The organism is Streptomyces spiramyceticus, assembly GCF_028807635.1.
Classification (GTDB): domain Bacteria; phylum Actinomycetota; class Actinomycetes; order Streptomycetales; family Streptomycetaceae; genus Streptomyces; species Streptomyces spiramyceticus.
Map to the genome: position 1 here is coordinate 811503 of NZ_JARBAX010000001.1, position 15745 is coordinate 827247.

The 15745-nt window shown below is 70.6% G+C and carries 13 protein-coding genes; 3 read left to right on the plus strand and 10 right to left on the minus strand.

The window, feature by feature from the left end:
• Positions 1 to 202: 202 nt before the first annotated feature.
• Both PXH83_RS03635 and PXH83_RS03640 read right to left on the minus strand, forming a co-directional pair.
• Positions 203 to 1165, minus strand: a complete 963-nt coding sequence (locus tag PXH83_RS03635) for a DNA polymerase Y family protein (protein ID WP_274556557.1) — start codon at positions 1163 to 1165, stop codon at positions 203 to 205.
• Positions 1162 to 4632 (minus strand): DNA polymerase III subunit alpha, encoded by a 3471-nt coding sequence (locus tag PXH83_RS03640; protein WP_274556559.1) that lies wholly within the window; start codon positions 4630 to 4632, stop codon positions 1162 to 1164. The genes PXH83_RS03635 and PXH83_RS03640 overlap by 4 nt, the downstream gene beginning before the upstream one ends.
• Before the next feature lie 151 nt (positions 4633 to 4783).
• Here PXH83_RS03640 and PXH83_RS03645 point away from each other — a divergent pair, with 151 nt between their 5' ends.
• Positions 4784 to 5860 carry a DUF3533 domain-containing protein gene (locus tag PXH83_RS03645; protein WP_274556561.1) on the plus strand — a complete coding sequence of 359 codons (1077 nt, stop codon included), beginning with the start codon at positions 4784 to 4786 and terminating at the stop codon, positions 5858 to 5860.
• Between the two features lie 58 nt (positions 5861 to 5918).
• Here PXH83_RS03645 and PXH83_RS03650 read toward each other — a convergent pair whose 3' ends face one another.
• The 5 genes from PXH83_RS03650 to PXH83_RS03670 all read right to left on the minus strand — a co-directional run bounded on the left by PXH83_RS03650 (position 5919) and on the right by PXH83_RS03670 (position 9884).
• Positions 5919 to 7001 carry a S1 family peptidase gene (locus PXH83_RS03650; RefSeq protein ID WP_274556564.1) on the minus strand — a complete coding sequence of 361 codons (1083 nt, stop codon included), beginning with the start codon at positions 6999 to 7001 and terminating at the stop codon, positions 5919 to 5921.
• Between the two features lie 326 nt (positions 7002 to 7327).
• Positions 7328 to 7486 carry a hypothetical protein gene (locus PXH83_RS03655; protein ID WP_274556566.1) on the minus strand — a complete coding sequence of 53 codons (159 nt, stop codon included), beginning with the start codon at positions 7484 to 7486 and terminating at the stop codon, positions 7328 to 7330.
• Positions 7487 to 7578: 92 nt separating this feature from the next.
• Positions 7579 to 7875, minus strand: a complete 297-nt coding sequence (locus tag PXH83_RS03660) for a hypothetical protein (protein ID WP_274556568.1) — start codon at positions 7873 to 7875, stop codon at positions 7579 to 7581.
• Between the two features lie 89 nt (positions 7876 to 7964).
• A complete protein-coding gene (locus tag PXH83_RS03665) occupies positions 7965 to 8864 on the minus strand; it encodes a S1 family peptidase (protein ID WP_274556571.1) in 900 nt (299 codons plus the stop codon).
• A 198-nt stretch (positions 8865 to 9062) separates the two neighbouring features.
• The gene (locus PXH83_RS03670) at positions 9063 to 9884 is read right to left on the minus strand and encodes a DUF1684 domain-containing protein (RefSeq protein WP_274556573.1); all 822 of its coding nucleotides are present in this window, start codon (positions 9882 to 9884) and stop codon (positions 9063 to 9065) included.
• Between the two features lie 320 nt (positions 9885 to 10204).
• On the opposite strand from PXH83_RS03670, the gene PXH83_RS03675 reads away from it, so the two are divergent.
• Entirely contained in the window at positions 10205 to 10642 is a 438-nt protein-coding gene (locus tag PXH83_RS03675) for a cell division protein SepF (RefSeq protein WP_274556576.1), read from the plus strand.
• Positions 10643 to 10655: 13 nt separating this feature from the next.
• On the opposite strand, the gene PXH83_RS03680 is transcribed toward PXH83_RS03675, so the two are convergent.
• Together PXH83_RS03680 and PXH83_RS03685 are read right to left on the minus strand one after the other, a co-directional pair.
• Positions 10656 to 11852, minus strand: coding sequence for an acyl-CoA dehydrogenase family protein (locus tag PXH83_RS03680; protein ID WP_274556578.1), 1197 nt, complete (start codon positions 11850 to 11852; stop codon positions 10656 to 10658).
• 71 nt (positions 11853 to 11923) lie between these two features.
• Positions 11924 to 13609, minus strand: a complete 1686-nt coding sequence (locus tag PXH83_RS03685; protein WP_274556581.1) for an MFS transporter — start codon at positions 13607 to 13609, stop codon at positions 11924 to 11926.
• Positions 13610 to 14042: 433 nt separating this feature from the next.
• Here PXH83_RS03685 and PXH83_RS03690 point away from each other — a divergent pair, with 433 nt between their 5' ends.
• Positions 14043 to 15065, plus strand: a complete 1023-nt coding sequence (locus tag PXH83_RS03690) for a phosphatase PAP2 family protein (RefSeq protein ID WP_274556583.1) — start codon at positions 14043 to 14045, stop codon at positions 15063 to 15065.
• 133 nt (positions 15066 to 15198) lie between these two features.
• On the opposite strand, the gene PXH83_RS03695 is transcribed toward PXH83_RS03690, so the two are convergent.
• Positions 15199 to 15414, minus strand: a complete 216-nt coding sequence (locus PXH83_RS03695; protein ID WP_274556585.1) for an I78 family peptidase inhibitor — start codon at positions 15412 to 15414, stop codon at positions 15199 to 15201.
• Between the last annotated feature and the right edge of the window lie 331 nt (positions 15415 to 15745).

Below are 15745 nucleotides of genomic sequence, written 5' to 3' on the forward strand. Positions count from 1 at the left end.
TGTGATCCGGATCACATAGATGCTGTGCAATCGCTAAATTACGCGCGAGTAGCTGAAGAGTGAAGTGACGCGTCGGTAAAAATTGACGAAGAGTCAATAGGGGTGGCTCACCGGCCGGTTGGGACGGCAGGTCCGGTCTCAGGCGGCCCCGGTCTCAGGCGGCCCCGGTCTCAGGCCGCTCCGGTCTCAGGCCGCTCCGGTCTCAGGCCGCCAGCGATCCCGGGATGACCGCCCCTGGCCCGAACCTCGCCCTGGCCCGGTCCGCCACGGCCTCGATCCTGCGGGCCCTGTCGTCCGCCGGGTCGAACGTCAGCTGGTGCGCGGCCTGTTCCGCCGGAGTCAGCCCCTCCGCGCGCAGCGCGATGCCGCGCACCCTGGCCCGCTGCAGACCCAGCGAAGCGTGCAGTCCGTACGCCGCCGCAGTGAGCGCAGCCGAGTGCGCCGTCGGCTCCACCAGGGCTTTGGTGCGGGTGGTCGTGGAGCGGTCGGCGTAGCGCACGGTGAGGGTCAGAGAGCGGCACACCTGTTCCTCGCCGCGCAGCCTGACTCCCACTTCCTCCGCGAGCGAGAGCAGCGCGCGCCGGTGGCGTACGGGGTCCAGCTCGTCGCGGTCGAAGCGCCGTTCGGCGGCGAGCGACCGGGATACGGCGTTCGGTGCAACCGGCGTACGGTCGATGCCCCGCGCCCTCTCCTGAAGCTCGCGCCCTGCCCGGGCGCCGACGATGCGCTGGAGGGTGGCGAGTGGCGCGGCGGCGACCTTGCCGATGCTGTCGAGCCCGTACGAGGACAGGGTGCGGGCCGTCGCAGGCCCGACGCCGTACAGCGCCGCGGCCGGCTTCTCGCAGAGAAACGCCGCGACGGCGTCCGGCTCGTCCGGCACGGCGAGGGTCGTGCCCGGCGGTGCGTCCTGCGCGGCGATCCTCGCCAGCAGGGGGTTGGCGCCCACCCCGATCGTGCAGTCGGCGCCGTAGTGCGCGAGGGCGCGGACCCGCAGCAGGGCGGCGAGCCCGGCCGCGTCCTGCCCGAAGTACCGTTCGGCGCCCCGGACATCGACGAGCGCACCGTCGGGCGGGAGAGCCTGGACGGTGGGGGCGATGTCCTCGATCAGCCCGATGAGGGCGGGCAGCGCGACCTCGCCGGTGTGGAAGCGTACGTAAAGGATCATCCTGCGCTCCCCGGGCTCGAGTGCCACAGCTTGCGGCCGGTCGGGGTGCCTTCACCCGCGGGCTGGAGGTCCGCCCAGGGGTTCATTTCGTAGCCGGTGGGCAGATGGATGCGGCGGCCTCCGTCGCCTTCGGGCGCCTCGTGCGCGGGCTCGGCGGGAGCCGCCAGCCGCGCCGCGACCGCGTCGAGTCCGCCCGTACGCCGCAACTCCACGAGCTCCGCCAGATTCCAGGCCGCCGACCCGACCACGCTGAGGCTCTGCGGCCCGCGCCGCTGCACCACTCCGCGTACGAGCAGCAGCCAGGAGTGGAAGACGGTGTACGCGCACGTCGCGTGGCTGTCGTCGAAGAAGGCGAGGTCGACCAGGCCCGTACCGTCGTCCAGGGTCGTGAAGATGACCCGGCGGCCGGAGCGTACCGGCGGGGTCTGGGTCGCGGCCTTGGCGCCCGCGACCAGGACGGCCTGCCCGTGCTCGGCCATTCTCAGCCGCTTGGCGGAGGTGGCGCCCAGCTCCTTGAGGAAGGCGTAGTGGTCCCCCATCAGGTGGCGGGACGCGTCCATGCCGAGGACGCCCAGTTCGGCACTGAGGCGCTCGGCGTCGCTGAGGTCCGGGAGCCCGGCGGGGATGGTCCGCTGCCCTTCGTCCAGGGCGATTTGACGGCCGGATGTCCCGGGGCCCCGCTGTCCCGAACGGAGTTCGGACAGGTGCAGCAGCAGGTCGCGGCGGTTGGCGCCGAACGCGTCGAGCGCGCCCACCTGCGCGAGCCGTTCGGCTACGGGCCGGCTCGGGCGGGCACGCTGCCAGAGGTCGAGCAGCGAGGAGTAGGGCCGGCCTGCCACGATCCGCGCGGTCTCGGCCTCGCTGATGCCATGGACGTCCGCGAGCCCGAGACGTAGTCCCCACATCTCCTTGACCCCGTTCATCCCCTTTCCGCCAGACACCAGTTCGATCTGATGAGCGGCCGCCGACCGGTTCACATCCAGCGGCAGCACCGGCACCCCGCGCCGCCGCGCGTCCGCGAGCAGCAGCCGCTTCGGGTACATGCCGGGGTCGTGGGTGAGCAGCCCTGCGTAGAAGGCCGCCGGGTGGTGCGCCTTGAGCCACGCCGACTGGTACGTGGGCACGGCGAAGGCGACGGCGTGCGCCTTGCAGAAGCCGTAACTGCCGAACGCCTCGACGATCTCCCAGGTGTGCGCGATCACTTCGGGCGAGTAGCCCCGCGCCCTCGTCCGCTCCATGAACCGGTCACGGATCTCCCCCTGCCGCTCGGGATCGGACAGTCCGCGCCGCATCTGGTCCGCCTCGCCCCGGTCGCAGCCGGTCATGATCCGCAGAATCTCGATGATCTGCTCGTGGAAGACGACAACGCCGTAGGTCTCCCGCAGCGCGTCCTCCAGATCCGGATGCGGGTAACGGGCGGGCGCGCGGCCGTGCCTGGCCTCGATGAAGGGCCGCACCATGTCGGCGGCGACGGGCCCCGGCCTGAAGAGCGAGATGTCGACGACCAGGTCGCCGAAAGTCGACGGCTGGAGCCTGCCGACCAGGTCGCGCTGGCCCGGCGACTCGATCTGGAAGCAGCCGAGGGTCTCGGCAGAGCGGATCAGTTCGTACGTCGCCGGGTCGCCCTGCGGGACCTGCGCCGGGTCGTCGATGTCGAGCGTCACGTCCGCCGCCCGCCGCAGCTCGGCGACCGCGTGCGCCATCGCCGACTGCATCCGTACGCCCAGCACGTCGAGCTTGAGCAGCCCGAGCTCCTCCACGTCGTCCTTGTCGAACTGGGACATGGGCAGGCCCTCGCCACTGGTGGGCACGACGGGCGTGCGGTGCAGCAGCGTGGCGTCGGAGAGCAGCACCCCGCACGGGTGCATGGCGACCCCGCGCGGCAGCGCGTCCAGCGCCTCGACGAGCTCCCACATCCGCCCGTGCCGGTCCTTCCCGGCGGCCACCTCGCGCAGTTCGGGCAGCTCCTCCATCGCGGCGAGGGCGTCGCGGGCCCTGATGTGCGGGAATGCCTTGGCGATACGGTCCACCTCGGCCGGGTCCATGGACAGTGCGGCGCCCACGTCCCGTATCGCATGGCGCACCCGGTACGTCTCGGGCATGGCGACGGTCGCGACCCGCTCGGCGCCGAAGCGGCCGATGATCGCGCGGTAGACCTCCAGGCGGCGGGCGGACTCGACGTCGATGTCGATGTCGGGCAGCACGGACCGCTGCTTGGACAGGAAGCGCTCCATCAGCAGGTGGTGCTCGACGGGATCGGCGTGCGCGATGCCGATGAGGTGGTTGACGAGGGAGCCGGCGCCGGAGCCGCGCGCGGCGACCCTGATGCCCATGTTCTTCACGTCGTCGACGACTCCGGCCACGGTCAGGAAGTAGGTGGCGAAGCCGTGGTGGGCGATGATGTCCAGCTCGTGGTGCATCCGCTGCCAGTACTCGCGGGCGCGCGGGCCCCGGTCGTAGCCGCGCAGCACCATGCCCGCGGCGGCCCGGGAGGCCAGCACGCGCTGCGCGGTGCGCCGGCCGGCGCCGACGAGGTGGGGCTCGGGGAAGTGGACGGTGCCGAGCCCGAGGTCGTCCTCGGGGTCGACACGGCAGGCGGCGGCGGTCTCCTCGGTCACGGCCAGCAGCCGGTGGGCGACGTCGCGGCGGAAGCCTGCGGCCTCTGCGATCCGCTCGGCGCTGCGCGCCATCTCGTCGGCGCTCTTGAGGAAGCGCTCGCCGCTGTCGAGAGGCTTGCGCGGGTCGATGGGTACGAGCCTGCGGGCCGCGTCGAGCACGTCGGCGACCGGGCCCAGGCCCCGGTCGGCGTAACGGACGGCGTTGGTGAGTACGGGAGGTACGCCCTGTTCGGCGGCGAGGCCGAGGGTGCGGGCGGCCAGACGCAGCGATCCGGGGCCCGTGCCCGTACGGCCGTGGTGGGTGGCTTCGAGGCGCAGGGCGTCGCCGTAGATCTCCCGCCAGGCGGCGAGCAGCCGGGCGGCCCGGTCGGGGCGGCCTGCGGCCAGCGCCCTGCCGACGTCGGAGCCGGGGCCCAGCAGCACGGTGAGTCCTTCGCCGTGGTTCTGGTCCCAGTTCAGTACGGGGTGCCGGTCGCCCTTCGCGTGGGCGGCGGTGATCAGCCGGCAGAGGTCCGCCCAGCCGGCGGCGCCGTCCCGGGCGAGGAAGGTGGCGCGGGGCGCGGACTCGTCGACGAAGGCTCCGCCGCGCACCGGCGTGCGCTGCCGTTGCGTACGCCCCTCTTCTCTGGCGCGCTCCGCGATCGCCAGCTCCACCCCGAAGAGGGGACGTATGCCCGCCTTCATGCAGGCGTTGGCGAAGCGGACGGTGCCCGCGAGGGTGTCCCGGTCAGTGAGGGCGAGGGCGTCCATGTCGTGTTCGGCGGCGCGCTGGACCAGCCGCTCCGGGTGCGAGGCGCCGTAGCGCACGGAGAACCCGGAAACGGTGTGCAGATGTGTGAACACGGACATCCGCACCTCCTGATCCCCAGCTGTCTCCAGTGTCCCGCCTCCCCCGTCACCACCATAGACCAAGTTTCGAATATTAGTTCGATACCCGTGTTCTCGGCCATTCGGCCCCGCCCCACCTGCGCAAACACCGGGTGCCACGGAGCGTGGGGGCATGACTTTCGTCGACGAGATGAAGACCGCCGTCACACCGCGGGCCGCCCTGCTCGTCATCGGCGTGCTCGTGCTGCAGCTGCTTTTCATCGCGTCCTACGTGGGGGCGCTGCACGATCCGAAACCGAGGGACGTCCCCTTCGGCGTCGTCGCGCCCGAGCAGTCGGCGGCGCAGCTCGTCGACAAACTCCGGAGCCTCCCCGGCGAACCGCTGGACCCCCGCACGGTCACGGACGAGGCCACGGCCCGGCGGGAGATCATGAACCGGGACATCGACGGTGCCCTGATCGTCGACCCCGCTTCGAAGACCGACACCCTGCTGGTCGCCTCCGGCGGAGGCACCGTACTGTCCTCCGCCCTGACCACGCTCGCCACCAGGGTCGAGGCATCCCAGCAGCGAGAAGTGAAGACCGTGGACGTGGCCCCGGCCTCCGCCAAGGACTTCGACGGCCTCTCCGCGTTCTATCTGGTCGTCGGGTGGTGCGTCGGCGGCTACCTCTGCGCCTCGATCCTGGCGATCAGCGCGGGCTCCCGGCCCGCCAACCGGCAGCGTGCGGTGATCAGGCTCGGCACCATGGCGCTCTACTCGATCGCGGGCGGGATCGGCGGCGCGGTCATCGTCGGCCCGATCCTCGACGCCCTGCCCGGCAGCGTCATGGCCCTGTGGGGCCTCGGCGCCCTCGTCGTCTTCGCCGTCGGCGCGATCACGCTCGGCCTCCAGGCGCTCACCGGCATCGTGGGTATCGGCCTGGCCGTCCTGATCGTCGTGATCGCGGGCAATCCGAGCGCGGGCGGCGCGTTCCCGCTGCCGATGCTGCCGCCGTTCTGGGAGGCGATCGGTCCCGCCCTGCCGCCGGGCGCGGGAACGTGGGCGGCGCGCTCGATCGCGTACTTCGAGGGCAACGCGGTCTCCGAACCGCTTCAGGTGCTCTCCGTGTGGGCGCTCGCGGGGGCAGTGATCACATTTGTCATGGCGTCACTGCGCAGGCCGGGGGACACGCCCGCAGCGCCCGCAGCCCTGTCCACGCCCTCAACTCCCTCCCCGCCACCGGCTCCCTCCGCGCCACCGGCCCCCTGACGCGAAGAGGCCGCCCGGTGCGGCGACGCACCGGGCGGCCTCCCTCGTGAAGAGCGGGTCAGCCGATTTCCGCCCCCAGCGCCGCCAGCGCCGCCGGCACCGGCTGGAAGAACGTCTCGCCGCCCGAGGAGCAGTCGCCGCTGCCGCCCGAGGTGAGCCCGATCGCCGTGTCGCCCGCGAAGAGCGAGCCGCCACTGTCGCCCGGCTCGGCGCAGACCGTGGTCTGGATGAGCCCGTTCACGATGTCGCCGTTGCCGTAGTTCACGGTGGCGTCGAGCGCGGTGACCTCACCGTCGTGCACCTGCGTGGTGGAGCCGCTGCGCTGCACCGCCATGCCGACGGTCGCCTCGCCCGCCTTGGCGATCGGCTGTGTGCTGCCGTTGTAGAGGTCGACCTCGCTCGGGTGCTCGACCCCGTCGTTGTACTTGACGAGTGCGAAGTCGTTGCCCGGGAACTTCGAGTCGGCCATCGTGCCCAGCGCGCCGCCCGTCGAGTCCGTCCACTCGCTGCCCGCCTCGCCGCAGTGGCCCGCGGTGATGAAGTGCGGGGCGCCGTCCTTGACGACGTTGAAGCCGAGCGAACAGCGTCCGCCGCCGCTGAGGATGGCGTCGCCGCCCGCGATGAGCGGCTTGAACTCCCCGGCGGACTTCTTGAGTTCGGCCTTGCCGCCCAGGCCCTCGACGACCTTCTCCAGCTTCGCCCACGCGGCGCCCTTGACCGTACGGTCGGCCGTCACGACGACCTTGTTGGTCACCGGGTCGGTTGCCCACGAAGTGCCCGGAATGGTCACCTTGTCGGTGAGGGTGCTCCGGGCGCTCGTCAGCTCGGCGAGAGTGTTCTCGACGATTCTGGCCTTGCCGCCCGCCTTCCGTACGCCCTGGGCCGCCGCCTCGTCCACGACATTGACCACGAGCGACTTGGACTTGGTGTCGTAGTACGCCCCGGCCGCGTCGCCGCCCAGGCCCGAGGTCAGGTCGGAGGCGAGGCTCGCGGCGCCCGTCGCCGACAGCGTCTTGACGGTGTACTGCGGGGCGTCCTCGCTCGCGTTCGCAGTCTGGAAGGTGACTCCCGCTGCCACCAGGGCCGCGATGCCGGCCCCTGCTGCTGCCGCGCGCCGCTTGGGTATGCGTCGGTGCTTCACGTAATGACCTCCTGTGGGGGGTTCGGACCCTGCAAGGTGGGGGGGCAGGCCCGAGTGCGCCCACTATTCCGAGGTCAACGGGTCGCACACAAGGTCGACTTCAGGACGCGCACACGACAACCCCCGTGCGCCCCCTGTCCCTTTACAAAAGGGATCCTGCCCAGTCATCCTTCCCAATCCGTCGCGTTCGCGAACACCGCGTGCGATCGTGCGATCGGCGGTGCGTGAGGACTAGTCCTGTCCGGTACTTGTCCCTCGGGCAGGTCCTCACTCCCCAAGAGGCTCCAAGTCGCGCTGGAAACGCCGTCCTTCGCGGGCCGAACGCGTCACAGGGCATGGTCGCCTCCGAGCAGCCGCTCCAGCTCCTCGCAGGCCTCCGCAGCGATCCGCTGCGCCTCCCCGTCGCGGCCCATCGCCCGCGCCGAGCATGGAGGGATCGAGGAAGGGGTGGAAGAAGCGGTGCAGGCCGGGAGCTTCCTCCACATCTCTCTCCCGCTCCTCAGGGGCTGCGGCCACCAGCCTCCCCCCGTTCAGGGCGAGTTGAGCGGCGAACCCGGGATATGGGACGGACCGCTCGTCAGAGCGCGTCCAGCTCCACACCGGCACCCTTGAGGAGGTTCATGGTGCGCTCATGGCTGTCCCCCACAGCGTCCGTGACCCGCATCCTCGCCGCGAATTCCCCGGTCTCCCAGCGCGATCGCCGGCCCAGTATCGGCCGTGCGGTGCGGGCGTACTGGGCGCGGGCGAAGACCACACCCGCGCCGACGGCTATCAGGCTGCCCAGGGTCTGGCCGTCGAGGAGTTCCAGCTTCCAGGGCCAGTCCTCGCGCGCCCCGGGCGAGAGGTTGCTGCGTACGACCTCCCACACCAGCATCGCGACGAAGACAGCGGCGAGTCCCCACCCGGTCGACCGGGCGGGGACTCGCGTGCTGCTGGCTGCAGTTGTCCGGTGGTGCCCGGTTCTTAGTAGACGCTGACGCCGTACGCGCTGAGCGCCTCGGTGACCGGCTGGAAGAAGGTCGTACCACCGGAGGAGCAGTTGCCGCTGCCGCCCGAGGTCAGACCGACGGCGCGGGTGCCGGAGTAGAGCGGGCCGCCACTGTCGCCGGGCTCGGCGCACACGTTGGTGCGGATCATGCCGTAGACGATGTCGCCGCCGCCGTAGTTCACCGTGGCGTTCAGGCCGGTGACGGAGCCGCGGTGGGTGCCGGTGGTGGAGCCGCGGCGGGTGACGGACATGCCGACGGTGGCGTTGACCGCGCTGGTGATGTCCTGGCTGCCGACGGTGCCCGGGTGCGAGAGCGAGGTGTTGGAGTACCTCACGAGCCCGTAGTCGTTGCCCGGGAAGCTGGATCCGGCCGTGGGGCCGATGCTCGTGGTACGCGAGGAGTTGGTGTACCAGGGCGGGTTGCCGTCGGTGCAATGACCTGCCGTCAGGAAGTAATAGGTGCTCCCGCTACGGACGTTGAAGCCGAGGGAGCAGCGCCAGCTGGTGGCGTAGATGGCGTCGCCGCCGGATATCAGCTTGGAGAACTTGCCAGGGGTGCGCTCGACGCGTATAGCGCCTGCGTTCGTCCCGGCCTCGCGCTTGATCTTGGCGATTTCGGCGCGGGAGACGGTGCTGTCGGCCGTGACGACAAGGGTGTTCGTCGCCTTGTCCACGTGCCATGCGGTACCGGCGACGTCGGCCTCCAGGACGGCGTCGCTCGCGGAGGAGAGCTGGTTGGCGCTGTACGTGCGCGGCGTGTCGGCGTTCGCGTTCGGCACGGCGAGTGCGGCGGCGGCGACGAGCCCTGTCGTGACGGCCAGCAGACGGGTTCGTCTCGCGATACCACTGCGGGGGGTGGTGCGCTTGATCCTCACTTCTCGTTCCTCCCAGGGGGAAGTAGGGGACCCGCTGTGGGTGGAGCGGGTCCGTGAGGCGCAGCCAGTGACCATGTCCGCATTACGGACACGTTGTGCCCCTGACAAGCGCTGTTCGGGAGTATTCGTGGCGTCAACTTCCCGCGCAAGAGCGCCTTTCGGCCGCCCGCCTTCCCCGGACGACCTCCCACGACCGGCTCAGCGGCCGGCGCTCGCGCCCCCCGGTGTTCCACCCGGCGACAGGCGTCGCTCCCCTGCCGGGACCGGGACGCTCAGGGTGTTGCCCGGCGGCGGGAACGGGCAGATGAAGTGGTCGGCGAAGGCGCACGGCGGCAGCAGCGCCCGGTTGAAGTCGACGGTCACCGTGCCGTCCGCCGCCGGTTCGGCCGGCCGCAGGAAGCGGAAGCGGTAGGTACTGACGCCACTGGTCGCATCGGCGAAGACGGCCCAGAGCGAGCCGTCGTCCTCGATCGCGACCTGAAGCGTGTGCTCCTCGCCGTCGATGTCGAAGGCGATCTCGCCGGCGAGGCCGAGCCCGCGCACGCGCCCGTCCGCGTTCTCGATCTGGATCGTCGTGCGCCCTTCGTCGTACGGCCGGAACCGGCCGGGCAGCACCCAGTTGGGGTCGTACGGCGTCACTTCGAGGCCCGTGAAGACCCGCCGTGCGGGCGACTCGGGGTCGAAGACTCGGACGGCCCACAGTCCTTCTCGGCTCATCACGAAGAGCCGCCGCCCGTCGGTCTCGACGCGGGACGCGGGGATGGGTCCGGTGTCCGCGGTGAGCCGGACCTCGCCGGTCAGGGGCTGTCCGTCGACGCTGATCCTGTCCTCGGCCGCGGCGGTCAGCACCACCGCGTCGCCGTCGTCCATCCACTGCCCGGGCACATCCGGGATGCGACCGTCCGGATAGTCGTGGAGCCAGTGGGTGCCGGTGAGCGAGAGCGGCCCGTACGGCGAAGAGACGGTCTCGATGCGCTGCTCGTGCCAGTGCTTCCAGTCATGCTGAGAGTCTGTGCTCATGCGCCCAACCCTTCCATACGGGCGCTGCGGGCACGGGTAGTCGGGCAGGCAGGCGTCGCGGCTGAGCCTCCGTCAGCAGAGTGCCGGTCACTGGCCCGTTCACCCGTACGTCCCCTTCTTCACCCGTGTGGCCCGACGGTCCTATTTTTCACTCCGTCAGCAGCCTTATGCAGTGGGAACCTTGACGAACCGCCACAAGTTCTGCACCAGTACCGTCACGAATCCCCTGCGCGGCGACTATCCACTTGGCGCGCAATCCGCATGATGGACGACCATAGGGGAGCGGGACACAGACCGACCGCGGTGAAAGGAGGCGTCCCATGGGATCGGTGCGCAAGGCCAGTGCCTGGCTCGGACTCGTCGAGGACAGCGACGACGACCGCTACTACGACGACGAATACGCCGAAGGAAACGAGACAGCCAACCCCTGGGTCACAGACCCGCGGGTGCGCGTGGCTTCCGAGGCGGCCGAGGACCACGGCCGCAGGATCGCCACGGTCACCCCGGACGGGTTCCGGGACGCGCGGGGCATCGGGGAGCTCTTCCGGGACGGCGTCCCGGTCATCATGAACCTCACGTCCATGGAGCCCTCCGACGCCAAGCGCATCGTGGACTTCGCGGCCGGCCTGACCTTCGGTCTGCGCGGCTCGATCGAGCGCGTGGCGACTCGGGTCTTCCTGCTGTCCCCCGCGAACACGGTCATCGTCAGCGGCGAGGCCGCGGGCCGCGACAACAACGGCTTCTTCAACCAGAGCTAGTGGGCAAGGCCGCTCACCGGAAGGCATCCAGCCCGGTGAGCGCCTTGCCCAGTACCAGCTGATGCATTTCGACGGTGCCTTCGTACGTGAGCACCGATTCGAGGTTCGTCGCGTGCCGCATCACCGGATATTCCAGTGAGATCCCGTTGGCGCCCAGGATCGTCCTGCTCGTACGGCAGATCTCGATCGCTTCCCGCACATTGTTGAGCTTGCCGAAGCTGACCTGTTCGGGCCTGAGCTTCCCGGCGTCCATGCGCTGCCCCAGGTGGTGGGCGAGCAGGATGCCCTTGTGCAGTTCGACCGCCATGTCGGCGAGCTTGGCCTGGGTGAGCTGGAAACCGCCGATCGGCTTTCCGAACTGCTCGCGCGTCTTCGCGTAGTCCACCGCCGCTTCGAAGCTGGCGCGGGCGGCGCCCATCGCGCCCCACACGATTCCGTACCGCGCGTGACTCAGGCAGCTCAGCGGCCCCTTGAGCCCGGTGACGTCCGGGAGTACGGCGTCGGCGGGCAGCCGCACCTCGTCGAGAACGAGCTCACTGGTGACCGAGGCGCGCAGTGACCACTTGTGCTTGATCTCGGGCGCCGAGAAGCCGGGGGCGTCGGTGGGGACGACGAAGCCGCGAATGCCGTCGTCGGTGCGCGCCCAGACGACCGCGACGCCTGCCACAGACCCGTTGGTGATCCACATTTTGCGGCCGGTCAGCAACCAGTCCGTGCCGTCGCGCTTGGCGTACGTCCGCATCCCGGCCGGGTCCGAGCCGTGGTCGGGCTCGGTGAGGCCGAAGCAGCCGATGATCTCGCCCGCCGCCATGCCGGGCAGCCATCGCTGCTTCTGTTCCTCGGAGCCGAAGCGGTGGATCGCGTACATGGCGAGCGAGCCCTGTACGGATACGAGTGAGCGGATGCCGGAGTCGGCGGCCTCCAGCTCCAGGCAGGCGAGGCCGTACTGGACGGCGGTGGCGCCCGCGCAGCCGTAGCCCTCCAGGGACATGCCGAGTGCGCCGATCGAGCCGAGCTCGCGGGCCAGGTCACGGATGCCGGGGAGCTCGCCGCGCTCGTACCAGTCGGCGATGTGCGGCAGCACGCGGTCGGCGGCCCAGGAGCGTACGGTCCCGCGGATCGCGAGGTCCTCCGGGGCAAGCAGATCGTCGATGCCGATCGGGTCGCTGGGGTCGAACGGCGGAAGCTTCGAGGGGGAAGTTGCGGACATGGCTGGCCCTCCGGCGGCTCGCTGCGTAAAACTAGCAGTGTTAGTTACAGCTCGCCGCCGACGTTACGGGGTCAGCGCGCGGCGCGTCCAGACCCGGCCCGCTCGGCGGGCTCGCGGCACGCCGGGATCTGCACACCCTGCACCTCAGGAACACCCTGCACCTCCGGACGGCGGTCCGGGAGCGGGGCCTTCGCAGCGCAGTCCATCAGGCGCGGCAGCCTCAGCGCGGCCAGCGCGCCGAGCAGCAGCAGGCCGGCGCTGACGAAGAGCGTCACATGCAGGCCGTGGACGAAGGCACTGCGCGCGGTGGAGCGCAGCGCGTCCCCGGCGGGGCCGCCGATCTGGTCCGCGACCGTGTACGCCTCGCCGAGCGAGTTCGCCGCGCCCGAGCTTTCCGCCGACGAGACGCCGGGGATCTCGGTGACGCCCGGCCCGTAGGCGGCGTTCATGACGCTGCCGAGCAGGGCGATGCCCATGCCGGCGCCGAGCTGGTAGGAGGTCTCGCCGATGGCGGCCGCGCCGCCCGCCTGCTCGGCGGGGGCCTCGCTCAGCATCGACTCGTACGCGCCGAAGAGGGTGGTCTGGAGTCCGAAGCCGAGCAGCACGAAACCGATGGTCAGCAGCGCGGGCCGGTCGTGCAGCCCCATCAGCGTCAGGACGAGAACGGCGCCGGCGGTGAGCGTGAAGCCGAGCGACACCATGGCGCGCGGGCCGAGGCGTTGCAGGGTGTACGAGCCGGTGGCGCCGGCCGCCATCGCGGCGAAGGTGAGCGGCAGCAGCCGCAGCCCGGTCTCCAGCGGGCTCAGGTCCAGTACGAGCTGGAGGTACTGGACGGCGATGAGCTCCAGGCCGACCAGCGCCAGCATCGCGAGGACGATGCAGCCGACGGAGGTGGAGAAGGCGGGCCTGGCGAACATCCGCACGTCGATGAGCGGATGGTGCCGCATCTTCTGGCGTCGTACGAAGAGGACAAGGAGCGCGGCGCCGAGCAGCAGCGGCAGGAGCGTCCTGGCGTCGGCGATGCTCTCGCCGCTGCCGGCCCGCTTCACGCCGAGGACCAGGCCGAGCACACCGGCCGCCGCCATCAGCGCGCCGAGCACGTCCCACGGGCCCTGGCCGCTGCCCCTGGACTCGGGCAGGAGCCAGCGGCCGAGCGGCAGGATCAGTGCCATCAGCGGGATGTTGATCAGGAAGACGGAGCCCCACCAGAAGTGCTGGATGAGGAAGCCGCCGAGCACGGGGCCGGTGGCGGCGCCGACGGCCGCGACGGCGGTCCAGACTCCGATGGCGACGGCGCGCTCGCGCCGGTCGGGGAAGACCTGACGGAGGATCGACAGCGTCGCGGGCATGATCATCGCGCCGCCGACGCCGAGCAGGGCGCGGGCCGCGATGAGGACGTTCGGGCTGTCGGCGAAGGCTGCGAGCGCGGATGCGGCGCCGAAGAGCCCGTAACCGAGCAGCAGGACGCGGCGGCGTCCGACGCGGTCGCCGAGCGTGCCGAAGAGGATCAGCAGCGAGGCGCACACCAGCGGATAGGCGTCGACGATCCAGAGCAGCGCCACCGACCCGGGACGCAGGTCCTCGGTGACGGCCGGGACCGCGATGTGCAGGATGGTCGCGTCGAGGGCGACCAGCAGGAGGCTGACGCACAGGACGAACAGGACGACCCAGCGATTGCCGGCTACGGCAGTCAGGTCCGGCCGATGCCGGGGGGCGCCCGCAGACCGCTGTGTTCCGGCCGTGGTCGTCCCTGACATGTACGTACCTCCCAGTGGAATCCCTCGCGCTCGGTGGACCCGGCGAGGACGGCGTTGTCCAACGTCCCGCGGGGCCCGGCATCGACGGGCGAGTGAGCCGTCAGAGTACGCGAGTCCACGCCCGTCTCGCGTGTCGCACCCCTCATCGGGCGGACGACACGGTGTGGCGTGCGCCACGCCGCCGGGACCCCGTCGGCGATCTTGGGCCCTCATGAGTGAGCGGGAAATTCCAAGTTGAGTTCAGGTGAACCGAATTCTTCGACGGGCAATCAGCCTTCATTGACGGCCTCCGAATAAATAGGGAACAAGACCACAGCGCTTTCCGGATTGGCCGGTAATAAACATCGGGATGAGACACAGCCCACATCACATCGTCATCACAAAGCAGCCGGATGGGCCGGGCTTGACGCTCACTCGCTGTAACGTCGATTGAGTGCGTACCGACCAAATCTTTGCCCGGCTGGACCGGGAACCGGAGCCGCCGAAGATAGAGATCCCCGGGATGAGCCGTACCCGTACGGTCCTCTTCGGTTCGACGATGGCGTTCTACATCGCCATCGTCTGGGCTGTGCTGATCACGTCCTGGCTGGTGACCCTCGACTGGAAGGTCATGCTGTTCCGGCCGTACGAGCAGTGGCCCGAACTCCATGCCTTCCTCGACTACTTCGTGGTGCTCGGCCAGCGCGGCCCCACCGCCGTGATGGTCGCGGCCTGGCTCGGCTGGCGCTCCTGGCGTCAGCACACCCTGCGCCCGCTGCTGGCACTGGGCGCGGCCCTGCTCCTGCTGAACGTGACGGTGGGCGCCGTCAAGCTCGGTCTCGGCCGCCTCGGTCCGCACTACGCGACCGAGATCGGCTCCGCCGAGATGTTCGCCGGCGGCGATATATTTCCTTCCGGCCACACCGCGAACGCCGTAGTGACCTGGGGCATCCTGTCCTACCTGGCGACCACTCCGCGGGCCCGGCGCTGGCTGTCGGTGCTCTCCGCCGTCGTCGCGCTCGGCGTCGGCGCGACCACTGTCTACCTGGGCACCCACTGGCTGAGCGATGTGCTGCTCGGCTGGGCGGCGGGGCTGCTGATCCTGCTGAGCCTGCCCTGGTTCGAGCCGCTGATCGGCCGCACCGAGGCCCGGGTCTTCGCGGTACGCGAGTCCTGGCGCGCGCGTCGCAGGCTCGGTGCCGCACGTCCCGCACCGGCCGGCGGCCGTCTGACGCCCGGAGTGTTCCCGCAGCGCCGGCCGTCCACCGGCGAGCCGGTCCGCGAGCCGGTGACCGCGGGCAGCGGCGGACGCCCCGCGGTCAACAGGACCAACGGACACCTCACCCCCCGGCCGCACACCGTCCGTTCGGAGCGGACACCCGTGACACCGGCGGGCAGCCGCCGTCCGCCGCATGCGGACCGTACGAGCGCAACCGCCCGCCCGGCCGCGTCGCCCCGGCCGGTGGCCGGCGGCTGACGCCGCCCCAGCCCGTCCAGAGACCGCGGGGACGGTACGCACAGCCCTCTCCCCGCACACGAGGCCCCGGCAGGCTCTTGATGGAGCCGCCGGGGCCTTCGTCGTCGTTCTCCCGGGCCTCCCGGGGCTCTGGTCAGCCCTTCCAGCAGCGGGTGACGATGTCGTTGTCGACCTCGAAGTTGAGCCGGCCCGCCAGGAACTCCATGGTGATGATCGAGCCCGGCGGCAGTGCCCTGACGGTGGTCCAGCCGCGCTCACGGGCCAGCAGTTCCGCGCTGGTGGCGTCGAGGCCGACGTACGCCTCGGGAGCGTCGTCGGGCTGTGCGGAGGGTGTCGGTATGGGTGCCATGTGATTCACCGTAGGCGGCACGGAGCGGGGAAGAAAGTCGGGGGCCGGGTCTCTCGGTCAACGCCCCAGGTACCTCACCGGTCACACTTGTGTCACAGGATCACGACGATTGTTTGCCGTGAACCCCTTCACCCGAAAGGGCAGTTCCGCGCGGTGAGGGTGTGAATTCCGAGCCCCTGAAATGATCACTGAATAGTCTCTCCGTAATTCTTTCGACGCCCCCGTCGGCCGGCTCTCGCGAATTCCCCTCGCCAGGCGCGGCGCAGAAAACTGACGGGCCGTAGCGAATTCACGGACTCCGCACACAATCCGCACCGTCCGGCGAGCGGTC